Source organism: Nitratireductor luteus (assembly GCF_026162365.1).
Taxonomy (GTDB): domain Bacteria; phylum Pseudomonadota; class Alphaproteobacteria; order Rhizobiales; family Rhizobiaceae; genus Chelativorans; species Chelativorans luteus.
In genome coordinates this window covers 303,128-320,086 of sequence record NZ_JAOANW010000004.1, presented here as the reverse complement: position 1 = coordinate 320,086, position 16,959 = coordinate 303,128, and the positions used below count along the sequence as shown (strand labels likewise).

Below are 16,959 nucleotides of genomic sequence, written 5' to 3'. Positions count from 1 at the left end.
ATCATTGATGCAAGGGGCTCAATGCGCATGCGTGTCTGGCCATATCTTCTCTCGACCTGTCTCGTCTCGCCGGCCGCGTGGGCGCAAGACCAGGGAACATCCACAACGACATCCACTCTACTCGACCGGCTCGTCGTGACGGCGGGCCGCGAGGAAAGTTCCATCGCCGGGGTCGCCCAGTCCGTCATCGTGGTGGAACGCGACGAGATCGAGCAGGCGACGGAGATTTCGCCGAACGCCACCGATCTCGTTGAACGGCTGGTTCCCGGCTTCTCGCCTTCCAACCAGACGATTTCCGGCGGGTCGGAAACTTTCCGTGGCCGCAGTGTGCTCATCATGGTGGACGGCGTGCCGCGCAACACGCCGCTGCGCGACGTCTCCCGCATCCTGTCCTTGATAGACCTCAACACCGTGGAGCGCGTCGAAGTGGTGAACGGTTCGTCCAGCCTTTATGGAGCGGGTGCGACCGGCGGCACCATCAACTTCATCACCAGGCGCGGCACCAGCGAAAAGCCGACCGTGACCGTTCGCACCGGCGTGACGGCCTTTACCGAGAATGTCGGCAAATCTGCCGCACCAGAAACGAGCGTGACGGTGGAGGGCCGTAAGGGCGATTTCGACTATTTCTTCGCTGCTTCGGGCGAGCTGACGCGCCGCACCTATGATGGCAACGGCAACGAGATGCCCTCCGATGCAATGCTCGGCCAGGGCGGCGGCGACCGCACCGGCTCGGCGGACCTCTTCGGCGTCATGGGCTATGAAAGCGGATCCCGGCGCTTCGAGGCGAGCGTCGACTGGACCTACGCCGAACAAAAGCCCGACTGGTTCACCGATTATACGACAGACCCGGTCTCGCCGAATTTTTCCGATGCCTATACGGGCGAGCCGTTAAAGGAAGATTCCAAATACTTCACGGCCAAATATACCGACAGCGCCTTTGCCCTCGGCGATCTGGAAGTGAAGGCCTACTACAACAAGATCTTCAAGCAGTCGCCCTTCACCAAATTCTCCGCCGTCAATTCCATTGTCTACTACTCGGGCGATCCGCTGAATCCGACGGCCGACTACAACCAGTCCGCGCTGGAGGCCGACCGGACAGGCCTGAACTTGACAGTCAATTCGCCAATCGACTTCGTCCGCGACGGCGCCACGCTCACCTGGGGCGCGGACTACAGCTATGACGACACCCGTCAGAAGCTCACGAACGGCTGGGACGTCATCTCGCCGATGACGCAGCATTCGATTGCCGCCTTCGCGCAGGCCGAGATACCCGTTACGGATCGATTCCGGCTTCAAGGCGGCGTGCGCTTCGACCAGTTTTACCTCGACGTCGACGATTTCGAGCGGCCGGAGGCTTATGTCGGCCAGTTCCGCATGGCATTCCCGGCCATCGATGTGCTCGGCGGTTCCTTCGACTACAACGCCTTCACCGTCAACGCCGGTGCCGTCTTCGACGTCACGAACGAGCTTCAGGCGTTCGGCAATTTCTCGCAGGGCTACAGCCTGACCGACATCGGCGCCTTTACCCGCCGGGCGGGTTTGAACACCACGGCTGAAGCCTGTGACGCCTACGGCGCATTGCTCGGCGCGCTGGGCTGCGCCGGCACGCCCGATTTCACGATCAGCTATGCCAATATCGCGCCGGAGCCCCAGTTGGTGAACACCTATGAAGCGGGCCTGCGCGGAGACTGGGGAGACTTCCGCGGCATGGTCAGTGCTTACCTGTCGACCTCCAAGGACGGCGTGAACTACGATGTGGCCGCCAACCGCGTTACCCAGCAGGAGGAGCGCATCTGGGGCGTGGAGGCTTCCGCCGAGTACGACATCAACGCCATGTTCACAGTCGGCGGTCTGCTCGGCTACACCGAGGGCAAATACGACGAGGATGGCGACGGGTCGATCAATGATTATCTGCCGAACAACCGCATTCCGTCCACCTGGAAGGGACTCGCCCATGTGACCGCCCGCTTCGACAATGGGTTCAGGGCGCGCGGCGAGGTCGAATATTTCTCCGGCCGCGACCGTATCGGGGGCGAAGAACTCGACGGCGCGACACTCGTCAATGTCGCCGTGTCGAAGTCCTTCGAAAACGGCAGCGAACTCAGCCTCGCGGTGCGCAACCTCTTCGACACCGACTACATCAATCCGACAGCGACCGCCACACGCGGTGCGCCCGTCGCGGGATTGGGGCGGTCGGTCTTTGCATCTTACAGGGTTACCTTCTGAGGATGCGGCAATGGCTGTCAACCTGCATCGGGAAGAAGCACTTCTATCGTTGATCGTCGACGAACCGGTCGGGAAGGATGATCCCGACCGGTATATCGCAGCGCTTAACGAAATTTCAGGTGCAGCCGGTCCCTTCGTGCTCCTGGTCGCCTTCCGCGTGCCGCTCGACCTCGCGCAGGAGCAGCGCAAGGCGCAGAACCTCTGGTTCAAGGCCACACGCGAGAAAATGAACGCAACATGCCGGGCGGTCGCCATCGTCCGCGTCAATCCGAGCGAGGAGATGCAGCGCACCTTCAGCGGATTGTGGAATTTCCCGGTCCTCGTGACCGAAAAGACCGACGACGCCAAACCCTTCCTTGCCGCACACCTGCCGGAAAAGGGCCGATCATGACCGCCACGGACGCAATCTCCGCCCCCGACGCGCCTGCGAAGCCGCGCTACCGGCTGTTTGCCGTACTGGCGGGCCTCTATCTCGCGCAAGGCATTCCGACCTATCTCTTCGCCGCCGCCATTCCGCCGATCATGCGCGAGCAGGACGTCTCCCGTACCGCGATCGGCTTCTTCTCCATCCTGCTTTTGCCGCTTGTTCTGAAGTTCCTCTGGGCGCCCGTGGTGGACCGGGTTCGTCCCTTCGCGAGGGCACACCGCGCCGGCTGGGTGATCCTCACCCAATGCGGCATCATCGCCTCCATCCTGTCGCTGATGCTGGTGGAGCCCGACAATGTCTGGGCAATCTTCGGCATCGGCTTTGCCGCTTCGCTGTTTCTGTCCACCCAGGACATCGCCACCGACGGCTATGCCTCCAAATATCTGGAGCCGGAGGAGCGGCCCATCGGCAACGCCATACAGGGCGGCGCGGTTGCCTTCGGCGTGATCGCCGGCGGCACGATGGGCCTCGTGCTCTACCATTATGCCGGATGGGACGTGATGCTCCTCACCATCGCGCTCATCTCGATGCTGCCGCTCGCCGCCGCCTTCGCCATGCGGGAGGCGGACCCCGCGCCCGAGCAGGCGGGAGCACGGCTTTCCCGCCCCTCCATCATGGCGTTCCTGCGCCGCCCGGAGGCGCGGCAGATCCTCTGGATCGCGCTTGTCTACCGGGCAAGCGAGGGGCTCGTGAAGGCGATGGAAGGATCTTATCTGGTCGATGCCGGCATTCCGCTCGATGTCATCGGCTATCTCTCCGGCGCCTCGGCCGCCACTGCCGGTCTTGCCGGCTCGGTCATTGCCGCGATCCTCTTGCGGCGTTGGGGCGTCGCGCCGGTCCTCGGCCTGCTGGGCAGCCTGAGGACCGTGTGCTTCCTCGTCTTTGCCCTGCATGCGATGGGTGCAATCCTCGGAGTGTGGCCACTCTACGGGGCTTCCGCCTTCCAGACGCTTATCCGCTACATGGAAATCGTCGCGCTCTACAGCCTGTTCATGAGCGTCACCTCCTCCGAGCAGCCGGGGACGGACTTCACCATCCTCGCCTGCGCCCAGCTTCTCATCTATCTCGCCGGCTCCATGTCGTCGGGCGCTCTCGCCGATCTTATGGGTTATGGCGCGCTGTTCGGACTGTCCGCTGGTCTGTCGGGTGCGGCGGTGCTGGCGACGATGCTGATGCTGCGCACGCATGCTGCGGCAATACCGGGCCTGTCTGCCGCGCCGGCCGGAGGGCGCGGGCGATGAAGACAGGATCGGCTCTTCCGCTCTGCATTTCAGCTCTCGCCGGGCTTCATGGTCCACACTGCCGCCGCGACCCCCAGGGCAAGGCCGGCGCAGGAAAGAAGCGGCAGCAGCGGACACAGGGCAAAGGCGTAGCCGCCCAGGAGGGCGCCCGCGCCCTGCCCCAGCACATGAGCGCTCGCCAGCCATCCGGCGGCGGCACCCTGCTCTTCCGGCTGGACGCGCGAGAGGAGCCAGGCGAGATAGGCGGGCGTGGCGATTGCAACGCCGACGCCGCCGATGACGAGTCCAGCCGCGCAAAGGATAAATCCGCTGCTTGCCGCGACGATAAGCGCTCCGAGCGCCAGCAGGCTCGAGCCGATGGCTACACCGGCGCCCTGTCCGAGCGCGAGGCGGGGAACGGCAAAAACCTGCATCAGGATCATGGCTGCGGCAACGAGAGTGAGGATGAGGCCGGTCGCGGTGGTGGCGGAGGAAGCCGCAAGATCGAGCTTCGTCTGCAGGATCGGCCCCAGCATCATCTGCATCTGTCCGAAGCCCGCCATCAGGCAAAAGCCGATGGCCAGAAACGGCAGGATGCGGCGGTCGAAGGGAAACAGGCGCTTGCCCTCGCCTCCGTTCACGGCGGCAAGCTCCCTCTTGTCCTTCGGCGCAAGCAACAGCGTGATCGGGCTCAGCACGAGCAGCACGAATGGAAGCTGTGCCGCCAGGCCCGCCGTCATGGCGGCGACGGAACCGAGGATGCGGCCGGCGCCAAGCCCGGCGCTGAGCAGCGCCAGCAGGCCTCGATGTTCCTCCCGGGGTGCTTCCCCGCACACCCAGGCCTGCGCAACCGGCATGACGCCCGAGGCCCCGAGGCCATAGACCAGCCGCGAGGCGAGGAGGATAGCGAAGGCAAGCAGAGGCGCCAGCATTCCAGCCCATATCAGACCGGCGAAGACGAGCTGCCCCGCCAGCACCAGAAGGCCAAGGGCGCGCAGAGTGCGCCCATGACCGTAGCGTGCCCCAAGCGCGCCGCAAAAGGGCGCGCCGGCCACGAAGGCGAGCGCGCCGAAGGACGCCGCCGTGCCGATCGCACCCGTTCCAAGACCCGTCTGCACCGCGATAAGGGGCACCAGGGCGATGAAGGCGGATTGCCCGAAACCGATGGTGGACACGCCGAAGGCAAGCTGGCCAGCCAGCGCTCGTGCGCTGCCTCGGCATTTTCCCATCACCTTCATCGCGGGGCTCCAAGGCTGATAAGCTATAAACGATATAACGTTTCACATGGCTTTTGCCGTATTCCGTTCGCAAGGGCAACCGCCTCCTTCTGCTTGTCCCACGCAATCACGGAGGTGGGTCAATGCTGATCTCGGTCGAGACAGTGAAATACGACCCCACCTGCAGCCGCTTCCTGAATGCCCTCATCCGCGAATGGAGCGACTGGCGGATCTTGGAGAACGGGGACGGAACGGCGCCGCAAGGCTGCACCCATACGCTCTGCCTCCTTTTGCCGGCCTCGCACGCCGAGATCAGCGTGCCCGTCATGCACCATTCCACGAGCGGCTCGCACGCCTTCGCCTATCCCATGCATGTAAGCTGGGACGGAGGTACGCCCGAGCCGGTAACGCTTCCCGAACTCGCAATCCTCCTGATGCGCGAGCCTGACATCGGTGGCCGTGCTTTGCCGGAAGCTCGCCGGATTTTCCTCACCCGCGTCCTGGACAGCGCCGGAGCGATTGCTGAGGTGAGCCAAGCGGCTGGAGCGGAGCGTCCCTTCGCCGCGGGCGATCCCGGCTTCATCGAGGCGGAAAAGGCACTGCGTTTCGGCCATGCCGTGCATCCTTCCCCGCGCAGCCGCGACGAGTTCACGAACGAGGATTCCCGCCGCTACGGCCCCGAATACGGCAACGCCTTTTCGCTACGCTGGTGGGCCGTCGACCCCGTCCTGCTTGCCGGCGAAAGCGCAGCACCCGTCAGTGCGGCGGAAGCCGCGCGCGCCCTCGCCGCCCTCGATCCGGCGCTCGTCGGGCGCGCCGAGGCGGAGGCGGGCAAGGAACTGATGCCGCTGCATCCCTGGCAGGCCGCGAGGCTGATGCAGGAACCGTTGATCGACACGTTGATGCGCGCGGACCTCATAAGGGATCTCGGTCTGGGCGGCCCCCAATGGCGGGCGACGACCTCGCTCAGGACGGTCTATTCCGCTGATGCCGACTGGATGCTGAAATTCTCGCTCAGCCTGCGCCTCACCAATTCCCGTCGCCTGGTGGAAGAGCATGAATGCGCGCGCGGGCTTTCCGTCTACCGGCTGTTGGCGGGACCCATCGGACAGGCGCTTGAGGCGCGCTGCCCAGGTTTTCATGTCATGGGCGAACCGGCATGGCTTGCGCTGCGCGCGCCCGATGGGTCGGTTATCAAGGAAACCATGGTCTCCTTCCGGGAGAACCCGTTCCGGGGGGCGCATCAGCCCAAAGCCGCCGTGCTGGCCGCCCTTTGCGAACGGCATCAAGACGACCGCGACAGCCATCTGGCCGATCTCGTCCGCCGCATCGCCAAGGCGGAAGGTGAAGCACCGGAGCGCGTCGCCGAACGCTGGCTCGACCGCTTCCTCCAGGTCGCCATCGCGCCTTTCCTGATTGCCCAAGGCAGTTTCGGGCTCCTCTTCGGCGCCCATCAGCAAAACCTCGTCCTCGGCCTTCGAGAGGGATGGCCCGACCGGCTCTATTTCCGCGATTGCCAAGGCACCGGCTATGTCCGCAGTTTCCTGCCGAGGCTGAGAGAACATCTGCCGGAAGCCGGGGCAGCCAAGGATCATGTGTTCGGCACGGACGATGCCGCCCGCATCGTCGGCTACTATCTCTTCGTCAACGGCGCCTTCCCGGTGGTCGGCGCGCTGGCCGCGGCCGGCCTCGGCGGCGAGGACCGGCTTTTTGGCCGCTTCCGCGCCTTTGTGGAAAGGCTCGCCGCCGAGCCGATCGAGGACCGGACCTGCCTCGACTACCTGCTCTCCTCGCCCACCGTCGGCGCCAAGGGCAACTTCATGATTTCCCTCGGCAACATCAACGAGAACACGGACGTGACCGACCCGCTGGCAGGCTACGTTCAACTGCCAAACCCCCTGGCCAAAAGGTGATCCCGTGACCGTGCAGCCTGCCACCCGTGATTTCGCCCGTTCCGAAAAATCCCGCGCCGCCAGGAGCCATGACGTGACCTGGCACTATCCCGCGTCCATCGACACGCCCGTGGCGGTGCTGCTCGACGGCGGCAACCGGCTCATGCTTTCGGGAAGCGCCGGCGAATTCCTCGCCACGGCACAGCTTCAGCATGACGGACCGGACGGCGCCGGGCTTTCCGACGTGAAGATCGACCCCGCTCGGCCGGACGGCGCGCATCTGCTCGCCGCCCTGATCGACGCAATCTTCATCCGCCTTCCCGATGTGAACCGCATCCTCCTGCCCGCAGCGAAAGCGCTTCCCCCGGTCGCCGCCCTGGCAACCGGGCGTGTGCAGGCCCCAGGCACGGGGCAGGAAGCCGCCATTGTCGAGCGGGCCGTCTTCCGGCAGCTCCCACTGCTTTGGCGCGAGCAGAAATCCCACACGGCCTATCCCTGTCTCCGCTCCTCCATCGGCCCGGAGGATCGCCTGCCGCCATTGCGTCCGCCGCTGCCTTCGGGCGTCATGTATCGGCGCTGGGTGCCCGAGATCGAGCTGACCGTCACGCTCCGGCCGATCGACCGCCGCACGGACCTTTCCCTCTTTCACGGCTGGATGAACCAGGGCCGTGTCGCCCATTTCTGGGAGCTCGCCAAAAGCGAGGCGGAACTGGACAACTATCTCGCCGAGCAGGAGGCCGATCCGCATCTTTTCGGAGTGATCGCCAGCTTCGACGGCGATCCGGCCGGCTATTTCGAGTTCTACTGGGCCAAGGAGGACCGGCTCGGCCCCTATTACGAGCCGGAGGATTTCGACCGCGGCTGGCACGGTCTCGTCGGCAATTCACGGCATCTCGGCCGGCCGAAGACCCGTGCCCTCTTCTCCTCGGTCACCCACTATCTCTTTCTCGACGAGCCGCGCACGCTCCGCATAGTGGGAGAGCCGCGTGCATCGCATCAGAAGATGCTGAGCTACACCACAGAGCTGGCCTATGTGAAAGTCAAGGAATTCGACTTCCCGCACAAGCGCGCCGCCCTGGTCTGCTGCGAGCGCGGCCGCTTCTTCCGCGAGGTGGCGCCGTGATGCCTGGCCCCCTTCCCGGTGGGCGGGTGGTGGAGCGTGAAAGCTGGCGGGCAGTCAATCGCGCCGCGGTGGCGAAGATGATCTCCGAGCTTGCCTACGAGGAGGCATTTCAGCCCGAGCCCCTCGACCCGGCACAAACGCGATGGGAGCTTCCCCTTGCCTCCGGTGTGACCTACCGCTTCGATGCCGTCCGTCGCATCTGGGGGCAGTTGACGGTTCGCCTCGAAAGCCTCGAGCGGCTCGCGGCCGGCGAGAAGCAGACCGTCGATGATGCAGTCGCCTTTCTGGCGGACGCGCGCGAAACGCTCCACATATCCCCGCCGACCTTCTGCACCTATGCCAAGGAGCTTTACAACACGCTCATGGCCGATGCGCGGATCGCAGCGGCACGGGCGCATCTGAACGCCGACGATCTCGCCGCCCTCCCCGATACGGAACTGCAACGGCTTCTCGACGGCCACCCCAAGGCACCCGCCAACAAGGGCCGTCTTGGGTGGGGTCTTACGGAATTTTCAGCCTATGCCCCCGAGTTCGGCGGTACGATCCGGCTTTTCTGGCTGGCGGCCGCACGCGACCGATGCCGGCTCTCGCTCGCGCTCGACATTGACGAGGAAGCACTGTTGAGCGCGGCTCTCGACGAAGGGGAGCGCGATCGTCTGAAGGCCGCCTGTGCCGAGGCGGGGGTCTCAACCGATACCCATTTTCTGCTGCCCGTTCACCCCTGGCAATGGCAGGGCATGCTTGCCGCCCAGTTTGCCGGCGAAGTGGCGGCGGGAAGGCTCGTGCCGCTCGGCGCCTTCGGCGATCCCTTCGTGCCACAGCAATCGCTGCGCACGCTGGCAAATACCCGCCGGGCAGACGCGCTTCACGTCAAGCTGCCGATCACCATCCTCAACACCTCCGCGTGGCGCGGCGTGCCCGGCAAGTACATGGATGTCGGCCCGGTCTTCTCCCGCTGGCTCGCCGGCTGTGCCCGCTACGATCCCGCCTTGCAGCCACTGAAGGTCCTTAAGGAGGTTGCCGGCGCCTTCTACCCGCACCCCCACTACGAACACATCCCGGACGCCCCGTACCAGTTCTGCGAAATGCTGGGCGTGATCTGGCGCGAGAGTCCCGACGCCCACCTGTCCGACGGTCGTCGGCCTATGATGATGGGCGCCCTGCCCCAGCGCGACGTATCCGGCCGCCCCATCGTCAGCGCGCTGATCGCCCGCTCCGGCCTTAGCCACGCCGAGTGGCTCGACCGGCTTTTCGGCGCCGTCACCGTTCCGCTCTACCATTTCATGTGCCGCTACGGGGTCGGCTTCATCGCCCACGGACAGAACGTGACGGTGATCCTTGACGGCGCAATTCCGGTCGGCGTCGCCATCAAGGATTTCCAAGGCGATGCCGATCTTGTGGATCAGGCGTTTCCCGAACTCGAAACGCTGCCCGCAAACGTCCGGAAAACGCTGAAGCGCCGCCCGCCGGCGCATCTTCTCCAGCACCTGCAGACGGGCCAGTTCGCAAGCGTGCTGCGCTTCCTCTCGGAAGCCCTCGCGGATCATGACGGCCTGGACGAAACCGTCTTCTACGCAACGCTCGCCGGACGCCTCCGGCGCTATCAGGCCGAGCACCCGGAACTGTCGGAGCGCTTTGCTCTCTTCGATCTTTTCCGTCCCAAGGTACCGCGCATCGCCATCAACCGCGTCCGCTTCGCCATCGGATACGGCGATGCCGGTGAGCGTCCGCTGCCGGACCTTGGTACCGATCTCGACAATCCTCTCCACCTCGCCGAAACGGCGCCTTCTTCCCGAGCAACCGACCGCCCCACCCTGTCAGGAGCCTCCCTATGACAGTATCTCTCGACCTCGCCGGAATCGGCATCGGCCCCTTCAACCTCAGCCTTGCCGCCCAGCTCGACTCCATCGACGGGCTGGAACTCGGCTTCTTCGAGCGCAAATCGCGCTTCGACTGGCATCCCGGCATGATGCTGCCGGGAGTGGAACTACAGACCTCGTTCCTGAAAGATCTGGTGACGGCGACGAACCCCACCAGCCCCTGGTCCTTCGTCGCCTATCTCGTCGCCCACAAGCGGTTCTATGAGTTTCTCAACGCCGATTTCGAGGCCGTGCCACGCCGCGAATTCGCTCGCTATCTCGCCTGGGTCGCGGAAAACCTGCCGACGCTCAGTTTCGACCGCGAGGTGCGGGAAATCGACTTTGACGGCAGATCCTTCACACTCTCCTTCGACAACGAACAACGCCTGGCTCGCAACCTGTCGCTCGGCATCGGGCTCGTGCCGCATATCCCTGCCTGGGCGGCACCCGTTCCGGGAAGCGCAGTCTTCCATTCCTCCGAGGCCGCCCACAGGCTGGACCGCACGCCGGGACGCCGCATCGCCGTGGTCGGCGGCGGACAGAGCGGAGCCGAAATCATGCTCCATCTGCTTACCAACGCCGCCGCCGGCACGGAAATCACCTGGATCAGCCGGCGTCCGAATTTTCAGCCGCTGGACGACACGCCCTTCACCAACGAGTTGTTCGCGCCACCCTATGTGGAGCGTTTTCACACCTTGGCCGAGCCGCGCCGACGCGCCACCGTGGCGCGGCAAAAGCTCGCCGGTGACGGCATTTCCGGCTCCACGCTTCGCAGCGTCTATCGCCGCCTGTACGAACTGAGGCATCTTGCAACGGAGGGCACGCGGGCAAGCCTTCTGCCGCATCGGGACGTGCTCGATCTGACCAGGGAAGGAGACGATATCCAACTCGTCATGCGCAACGGTTTCGACGGTGGCATCGAAATGTTCAATGCCGACATGCTGGTGCTGGCGACAGGCTACAGATTTGCACTTCCCGAATGCCTTTCACCGCTCAAGGACCGTCTGTCACTGGATGAAAGCGGCTTGCCCCGGCTCGCTGCCGATTTCTCCGCCCAGTGGGACGGGCCGACGGACCGGCGCATCTTCGCCCTCAATGCAGGCCGCTTCAGCCACGGCATCGCCGAGCCGCAACTCAGTCTGATGGCCTGGCGCAGCGCCGTGATCGCCAATGCGCTGGTTGGCCGGCGGCATTTCGACCTTGAACAGCCGCGCGAGCCGCTTGTGGAATGGGCGACCGACGACATCTGCGCCTTTGTTGCCGACGCCTCGAACCTGCGCGCCTGATGCGGGCATTCTCCTCATTTTACCCTCGGCCGCTCCGGCGACTGAGTCCCCGAAAGAGGAATATGGCTTTCAGACCGGAGCCCGGCGTGACGAGCATCTCCTTGAGGTGACCGTTCAACGACAGTCAGTGGATCGTGAGAGCGGGCACGAAGCTGAATCCGAGCAGGATCAGCAGCGATACGGCGTAGAAGGGCCACATTTCCCGCACCACATTCAAGATCGGCACCCGCGCAATTGAACTCGAAATGAACAGGGTCGTGCCGACCGGCGGGGTGAAGAGACCGATGGCCAGCGCCAGCACCATCATGATCCCGAATTGAACGGGGTCGAGCCCGATCTGGTTGGCTAGCGGGACGAAAATCGGCCCCAGAAGAAGGATTGCGGCAGGCAGGTCGATGAACATGCCGACGACGAGCATAATCGCCAGCATGGCCAGGATAATCAGCCACGGCGCATTCAGGGTCTCCGCCGCCCAGGTGGCGAAGGTCTGCGGTATCTGCGCATAGGTCAACAGCCAGCCGATCACGGCGGAACCCATGATGACCAGCATGACTACCCCCGTTGCGACCCCAGCCGAGAGGACCGCGTGCGTCAGCCTTCCAAGCGTCATGTCACGGTAAATGATCAGGCTGACCAGAAAGGCATAAAGCGTTGCCAAAACGGAGACTTCGGTCGGCGTCGCAAAACCGAAGCGCAGCAGCACGACGATCATCACCGGCGTCATCAAGGCCGGCAGGGCAAAGAGCGTCTGGCGCCCTATCTCTGCCCATGTGGATGTTTCTGGCCGATAGGGAAAACCGCGCAACCGCGCCGAGATACTGCAAACGCCGATGAAGCCGACCGTGATCATAAGCCCTGGCAGAATGCCTGCCGTGAAAAGCGCGGCGACCGAGGTTCCCGAGACCAGCGCATAGAGGATCATCGGGATCGACGGCGGGATGAGAACGGCAAGCATGGCAGACGATGCATTGTTCGCGGCAGCAAAATCTGCGGGGAAGCCTTCCCCCTTCTGCCAAGGAATGAGCATCGAGCCCAGTGCCGTGGCGTCGGCGACGGCCGAACCGGAAACGCCGCCGAAAACGGCCGAACCGACGACGGAGGCCGATAGCGGACCACCGCGGTAGCGCTGCACGAGCATGGATGCGAAACGGATCAGCTTTTGCCCAAGTGCTCCGCTCATCATCAGGTTGCCGGCCAGAATGAAGAACGGCAGCGCCAGCATCGGGAACGACTGGGTCTGCCCGAACATCTGCTGGACGATGATGTTCAGGGGAAGGAACTCCATCGCCATGATGCTGGCGCCGGAGGCCATCAGGAGCACGTGACCGACCGGGACTGACAGCACAAGCAGGATGAAGAAGACGGGAACGAGAACGCCGATCATGCCGGGCTGTCCTCCGGTTCGGCGCCCCACATCGCCTCTATGCCCCCGACCGCCACCCTCAGCGCCAGGCTGAGGCTGGCCAGGGTCATTCCGACCGACATGAAAACAAGCGCATAGTAGGCCCAGCGCCGGGAAATATGGAGGAGGGCCGAATACTCGATGGCGACGATCTGCGAAACATTGACCGCCACGAAGCCGAGCGTCACATATGTTGCAGCAACGGCGACGTGGATCCCGATGGCCAGGATGCGCGCCGCCTTTTCATTGAGCGCGTATAGCAGGATGTCGACCGCGATATGGGCGCCCTTGAGCGCCGCCAGGACAACGCCGGCGGCGACCATCCAAGGGAAGAAATGCTCCGGCAATTCGCTCAGCCAGGAGCGGCCGCCACCGCCAAATCCATAGCGCAGCACGACATTGACGCTAAGCGACGTGAGAAGGACGGCGACCGTGATGAACACGATCGCCTGACTGACCCGCGCCAGGATCTTGTCGCTGGTCTCGGCGGTGGCCAGCGCGATTTCCGTGACCCGCGTCATTGACCGACCTATTGCCCGGACGCTTCAATGAGCCGCTTAATGAAGTCGCCGAATTCCTTGTTCTGCCACTCCTCATAGACGCCGGCCGTCGCTTTCCTGAAGGCGTCCCGGTCGGCCTCGCTGACGGTGACTTTTTCGTCCGCTTCAAACTCGGCCAGATGCTTTTCGTGAGCCTTCTGCATGAGCTGGCGTTGCAGTTCGCCGGCCTCCAATGCGGCCTCCCGAACCGCCTGCATCTGGTCGTCGGTCAGCCGTCCGGCCGCAATCTGCGACATGAGGAAAGGCGTGCTCTCCCACTTGTGCCCCGAGATCGATATGAAGGGTGTCACTTCGTAAAGCTTGCTCGAAGCGATGTTGGCCAGCGGATTTTCTTGGCCGTCGACCACGCCTTGCTGCAGGGCGACATAGAGCTCGCTGAAGGCGATCTGCTCGGTCGATGCGCCGAGCGCCTCAAAGATGTCGATCGTCATCGGATCGGCCGGGGTTCGAATGCGAAGGCCTTCAAGATCCTTAGGTGTTTCGACGGAACGGTCCGTCGTCGAGATGTGGCGAATGCCGTTGTCCCACCAGTCCAGCGGAACGATCCCGACGGCCTCGAACTTCTTGTTCAACTCGTTCCCGATGGGACCACGCAAGATCTCGATGGCATTCTCCGTGTCTTCGAACAGGAACGGCAGGCCGAGAGCGGCAAGCTCCGGCACGACGCCGGCAACCGCGCCCTGACTGTTGATCGTGAAGTCGAGCGTGCCCGAGCGAAGGCTCGTCAGCATGGCAACATCATTGCCCAGTTGCTCCGAGCCCGCCACCGTGATCGTTACCTCCCCACCGGTCTTCTCCTCGACCAGTTCAGCGAAGCGTTCGGCGCCCACGGAGCGCGGATTGCCGGGTGCTGCACCATGGCCGAGCGTCAATTTGGTCTGTGCAGATGCTTCGCCGGATGCGCCAAGGATCGTGCTCGCTGACAAAAGTGCGGCTGCGGCAAGCATAGTTCTGCGTTTCATGGTCGTCATCATTATCCTCCCTGATGTGGATGACAAAGTTCGTCGTGAGTTCTCCCCAAGGTCTCCCAGCCGGCGTCAGCCCAGCCAGGAGCGCACGGATTGGCACACCGCCCTCGTCGAAAGGCCGTATCGGTCATGAAGCGTCGGCAGAGCGCCGGCATCGAGAAACTCATCCGGCAACCCGATGTGACGGAACTGCGGAGTGATGCCGTTGATCATCAGCGTACGCGCCACCGCCTCACCAAGTCCCCCGACGACAGTGTGGTTTTCCGCAACGACGACCAGACGCCCTGACTTTCCTGCTTCTTCCAGAATGGCTGCGGTATCGAGCGGCTTGATCGTCGGGACGTGCAGCACGGCGCAATCGATGCTGTCGTTTTCCAGCTCCTGCGCGGCCTCGAGAACACGCATGGTCATCAGACCGGTCGAGACGAACAGAACGTCCCTGCCCCCGCGAACGGTCTTGGCGCGCCCGAGTTCAAACTTGTAGCCATATTGATCGAGAATGTTCGGAACCTTGCCGCGAAGGAGCCGCATGTAGACCGGCCCCTGATGTTCGGCAATGGCCGGAACGGCCTGCTCGATATCTGTGGCGTCACAAGGGTCGATCACCGTCAGATTGGGCATTCCTCGGAAGATGGCGAGATCCTCGGTGGCCTGATGGCTCGGACCATAACCCGTGGTCAGTCCCGGGAGAGCGCAGACGATCTTGACGTTCAGGCTTTCCTCCGCGATCGCCATGCAGATGAAATCGTAAGCGCGCCGCGATGCGAACACGGCATAGGTTGTGACGAATGGGGTGAAGCCTTCCCGCGCCATGCCGGCGGCCGCGCTCATCAAAACCTGCTCTGCCATGCCCATCTGGTAAAACCGGTCCGGATACTCCTGCGCGAAAACATGCAGGTCGGTATATTTGGCGAGATCGGCGGTCATGCCGACGATGTCCGGCCGATCGGCAGCCAGGGAGACGAGCGCATGACCGAAGGGGGCGGCCTTCGTCGGCATTCCCTCCGCGGCCAGCGAAGCGATCATCGCCGATGTCGTTTTGCGCTCACCCGGCGCCGCCGGGCGGCGCGGTTCATATTTGGAAAGTTTCATTGCACGCGGCCCTCATCGAGTGCTTTCAGCGCGAACGTCCATTCCTCAGGCTCGACGCGGACGAAATGCGTAATCTCTCGCTCCTCCAGAAAGGGCACGCCCTTGCACATCTTCGTATCGCAGATGACGATCCGCGGTTTACTGCCGCGATGGCTGCGCGCGGCATCGAATGCCTCGCGAACTGCATCGATATCGTTGCCATCGACGCGCTGGACGAACCAGCCGAAAGCTTCGAATTTATCGATGACCGGCTCCGACGAGAGTGTCTTCGTGGATGGTCCGTCTGCCTGCTGATTATTGAAGTCGACGATGGCGATCAGATTGTCGAGGCCATGATGCGCGGCTGACATTGCGGCTTCCCATGTCGAGCCCTCCCCGAGTTCGCCGTCCGAAAGAAGGTTGTAGACGAAGGACTTCGAGGCTTTGCGTTTCAGCCCAAGGCACATGCCGACAGCGATACCGAGGCCGTGACCGAGCGACCCGCCGGTAATCTCCATGCCGGGCGTGTAGGCGGCCATGCCTGACATCGGCAGCCGGCTGTCGTCAGTGCCATATGTTTCAAGCTCGAATTCCGGCAGAATGCCGGCTTCGATCATCGCAGCGTAAAGGGCAATCGCGTAGTGCCCGATCGACAGGAGGAAGCGGTCGCGATCCTCCCATTCCGGATCGTCCGGACGGTAGTTGAGCGCATGGAAATAGGAAACGGCCAACACGTCCGCGATACCGAGCGCCTGCCCGATATAGCCCTGCCCCTGGACCTTCCCCATTCGTACGGCATAACGGCGAATGCGATAGGCGCGTTCCTGAAGCGTTACGTTCGAGCCGATGTGTGCCGAGGCGGATCGTGTCGTCATCGTCTTATCCATGGATCAGCATCCCGCCATTGACGTCGATGACGGCGCCGGTGATGTAGGAGGAGAGATCGGAAGCGAGGAAAAGATAGGCTCCCGCCACATCGTCCGCCGTGCCGAGGCGGTTGAGCGGTATGTTTTTCAGGATCTCGGTCCGCATCTCGTCCGTCAGCTTGCCGCCCGTAATGTCCGTCTGGATGAGTCCGGGTGTGATGCAGTTGAAACGAATTCCCTCGGAGCCGAATTCTCTCGCCATCGCCTTGGCGAGCCCGAGAACACCGGCCTTGGCTGCAGAATAGTGCGGACCGCCAAAAATGCCCCCGCCGCGCTGCGCCGAAACCGACGACATGCATATGACCGAGCCGGCCTTGCGTTCACGCATATGCGGCACCACGGCCTGGCTCAGATAGAGAACGCCGCGTAGGTTCACATCGAGAACCCGATCCCAGTCCCCGGCGGATATGTCGAGGGTCTTCACCGGCTGCGTGATGCCGGCATTGTTGCAGAGGATGTCGATCCGGCCGAACTCGTCGATTATCCGGGCCGCCGCCGATTTGCAGGCACGGCCATCGGCCACATTGCAGCCGATCCCCATATGGCCTTCACCGAGACTGCTGGCAGCTCGGAGGGATTGCTCCTCATCGAGGTCCAGAATTGCGATACGCGCACCATGGGATGCCATGAGACGTGCCGTGGCCATTCCGATACCCCGCGGGCTTGCGCCGCCGGAGATGACTGCGGTCTTGCCGCTCAGAAGCATGCGTTCCTCCCTATGCCAGTGCGCTGAAGACTGGTTCAGGAGCGGCTTCGCCACAAACGCGAACTTTACAACAATC

14 protein-coding genes are annotated in these 16,959 nt (G+C 63.5%); 7 read left to right on the top strand and 7 right to left on the bottom strand.

Going from position 1 to position 16,959, the window contains the following annotated elements; all coding sequences use genetic code 11:
• Window positions 1–27: 27 nt before the first annotated feature.
• The 3 genes from N1058_RS06695 to N1058_RS06685 are packed head-to-tail and all read left to right on the top strand — an operon-like array spanning window position 28 to window position 3,894.
• A complete protein-coding gene (locus N1058_RS06695; protein WP_265516723.1) occupies window positions 28–2,226 on the top strand; it encodes a TonB-dependent receptor in 2,199 nt (732 codons plus the stop codon).
• Window positions 2,227–2,236: 10 nt separating this feature from the next.
• Window positions 2,237–2,617: a hypothetical protein gene (locus N1058_RS06690; RefSeq protein ID WP_265516722.1), complete on the top strand. Its 381-nt coding sequence runs from the start codon at window positions 2,237–2,239 to the stop codon at window positions 2,615–2,617.
• Window positions 2,614–3,894, top strand: a complete 1,281-nt coding sequence (locus N1058_RS06685; protein ID WP_265516721.1) for an MFS transporter — start codon at window positions 2,614–2,616, stop codon at window positions 3,892–3,894. The genes N1058_RS06690 and N1058_RS06685 overlap by 4 nt, the downstream gene beginning before the upstream one ends.
• A 29-nt stretch (window positions 3,895–3,923) precedes the next feature.
• On the opposite strand, the gene N1058_RS06680 is transcribed toward N1058_RS06685, so the two are convergent.
• Window positions 3,924–5,111: an MFS transporter gene (locus tag N1058_RS06680; RefSeq protein WP_265516720.1), complete on the bottom strand. Its 1,188-nt coding sequence runs from the start codon at window positions 5,109–5,111 to the stop codon at window positions 3,924–3,926.
• 122 nt (window positions 5,112–5,233) lie between these two features.
• On the opposite strand from N1058_RS06680, the gene N1058_RS06675 reads away from it, so the two are divergent.
• Genes N1058_RS06675 through N1058_RS06660 form a run of 4 tightly spaced genes read left to right on the top strand, consistent with a single transcriptional unit; the run spans window position 5,234 to window position 11,250 of the window.
• On the top strand, window positions 5,234–7,003 hold the full coding sequence (locus N1058_RS06675; protein WP_265516719.1) for an IucA/IucC family protein: 1,770 nt from the start codon (window positions 5,234–5,236) through the stop codon (window positions 7,001–7,003).
• A gap of 4 nt (window positions 7,004–7,007) precedes the next feature.
• Window positions 7,008–8,105 (top strand): GNAT family N-acetyltransferase, encoded by a 1,098-nt coding sequence (locus N1058_RS24110; protein ID WP_265516718.1) that lies wholly within the window; start codon window positions 7,008–7,010, stop codon window positions 8,103–8,105.
• Window positions 8,105–9,940 (top strand): IucA/IucC family protein, encoded by a 1,836-nt coding sequence (locus tag N1058_RS06665; protein WP_265516717.1) that lies wholly within the window; start codon window positions 8,105–8,107, stop codon window positions 9,938–9,940. Before N1058_RS24110 ends, N1058_RS06665 begins: the two co-directional genes overlap by 1 nt.
• On the top strand, window positions 9,937–11,250 hold the full coding sequence (locus N1058_RS06660) for a lysine N(6)-hydroxylase/L-ornithine N(5)-oxygenase family protein (protein WP_265516716.1): 1,314 nt from the start codon (window positions 9,937–9,939) through the stop codon (window positions 11,248–11,250). Before N1058_RS06665 ends, N1058_RS06660 begins: the two co-directional genes overlap by 4 nt.
• 124 nt (window positions 11,251–11,374) lie before the next feature.
• Here the strand turns inward: N1058_RS06660 and N1058_RS06655 are convergent, their stop codons facing one another.
• From N1058_RS06655 to N1058_RS06630, 6 genes are all read right to left on the bottom strand, one after another.
• Complete coding sequence (locus N1058_RS06655; RefSeq protein WP_265516715.1) at window positions 11,375–12,634, bottom strand: TRAP transporter large permease; 1,260 nt, start codon at window positions 12,632–12,634, stop codon at window positions 11,375–11,377.
• Window positions 12,631–13,173: a TRAP transporter small permease gene (locus N1058_RS06650; protein ID WP_265516714.1), complete on the bottom strand. Its 543-nt coding sequence runs from the start codon at window positions 13,171–13,173 to the stop codon at window positions 12,631–12,633. Before N1058_RS06650 ends, N1058_RS06655 begins: the two co-directional genes overlap by 4 nt.
• A gap of 8 nt (window positions 13,174–13,181) precedes the next feature.
• Window positions 13,182–14,174, bottom strand: coding sequence for a TRAP transporter substrate-binding protein (locus tag N1058_RS06645; RefSeq protein ID WP_265516713.1), 993 nt, complete (start codon window positions 14,172–14,174; stop codon window positions 13,182–13,184).
• A 75-nt stretch (window positions 14,175–14,249) separates the two neighbouring features.
• Window positions 14,250–15,272 carry a transketolase family protein gene (locus tag N1058_RS06640; RefSeq protein ID WP_265516712.1) on the bottom strand — a complete coding sequence of 341 codons (1,023 nt, stop codon included), beginning with the start codon at window positions 15,270–15,272 and terminating at the stop codon, window positions 14,250–14,252.
• Window positions 15,269–16,138 (bottom strand): transketolase, encoded by an 870-nt coding sequence (locus N1058_RS06635; RefSeq protein ID WP_265516711.1) that lies wholly within the window; start codon window positions 16,136–16,138, stop codon window positions 15,269–15,271. Before N1058_RS06635 ends, N1058_RS06640 begins: the two co-directional genes overlap by 4 nt.
• A complete protein-coding gene (locus tag N1058_RS06630) occupies window positions 16,131–16,883 on the bottom strand; it encodes an SDR family NAD(P)-dependent oxidoreductase (RefSeq protein ID WP_265516710.1) in 753 nt (250 codons plus the stop codon). Before N1058_RS06630 ends, N1058_RS06635 begins: the two co-directional genes overlap by 8 nt.
• Window positions 16,884–16,959: the final 76 nt, after the last annotated feature.

Bases quoted from the DNA above. Each gene is read 5' to 3' on its own strand.
- N1058_RS06675 (WP_265516719.1), top strand. From the start codon at position 5,234: ATGCTGATCTCGGTCGAGACAGTGAAATACGACCCCACCTGCAGCCGC.
- N1058_RS06645 (WP_265516713.1), bottom strand. From the start codon at position 14,174: ATGAAACGCAGAACTATGCTTGCCGCAGCCGCACTTTTGTCAGCGAGC.
- N1058_RS06680 (WP_265516720.1), bottom strand. From the start codon at position 5,111: ATGAAGGTGATGGGAAAATGCCGAGGCAGCGCACGAGCGCTGGCTGGC.
- N1058_RS06650 (WP_265516714.1), bottom strand. From the start codon at position 13,173: ATGACGCGGGTCACGGAAATCGCGCTGGCCACCGCCGAGACCAGCGAC.
- N1058_RS06655 (WP_265516715.1), bottom strand. From the start codon at position 12,634: ATGATCGGCGTTCTCGTTCCCGTCTTCTTCATCCTGCTTGTGCTGTCA.
- N1058_RS06640 (WP_265516712.1), bottom strand. From the start codon at position 15,272: ATGAAACTTTCCAAATATGAACCGCGCCGCCCGGCGGCGCCGGGTGAG.
- N1058_RS06685 (WP_265516721.1), top strand. From the start codon at position 2,614: ATGACCGCCACGGACGCAATCTCCGCCCCCGACGCGCCTGCGAAGCCG.
- N1058_RS06660 (WP_265516716.1), top strand. From the start codon at position 9,937: ATGACAGTATCTCTCGACCTCGCCGGAATCGGCATCGGCCCCTTCAAC.
- N1058_RS06690 (WP_265516722.1), top strand. From the start codon at position 2,237: ATGGCTGTCAACCTGCATCGGGAAGAAGCACTTCTATCGTTGATCGTC.
- N1058_RS06665 (WP_265516717.1), top strand. From the start codon at position 8,105: ATGCCTGGCCCCCTTCCCGGTGGGCGGGTGGTGGAGCGTGAAAGCTGG.
- N1058_RS06635 (WP_265516711.1), bottom strand. From the start codon at position 16,138: ATGGATAAGACGATGACGACACGATCCGCCTCGGCACACATCGGCTCG.
- N1058_RS06630 (WP_265516710.1), bottom strand. From the start codon at position 16,883: ATGCTTCTGAGCGGCAAGACCGCAGTCATCTCCGGCGGCGCAAGCCCG.
- N1058_RS06695 (WP_265516723.1), top strand. From the start codon at position 28: ATGCGTGTCTGGCCATATCTTCTCTCGACCTGTCTCGTCTCGCCGGCC.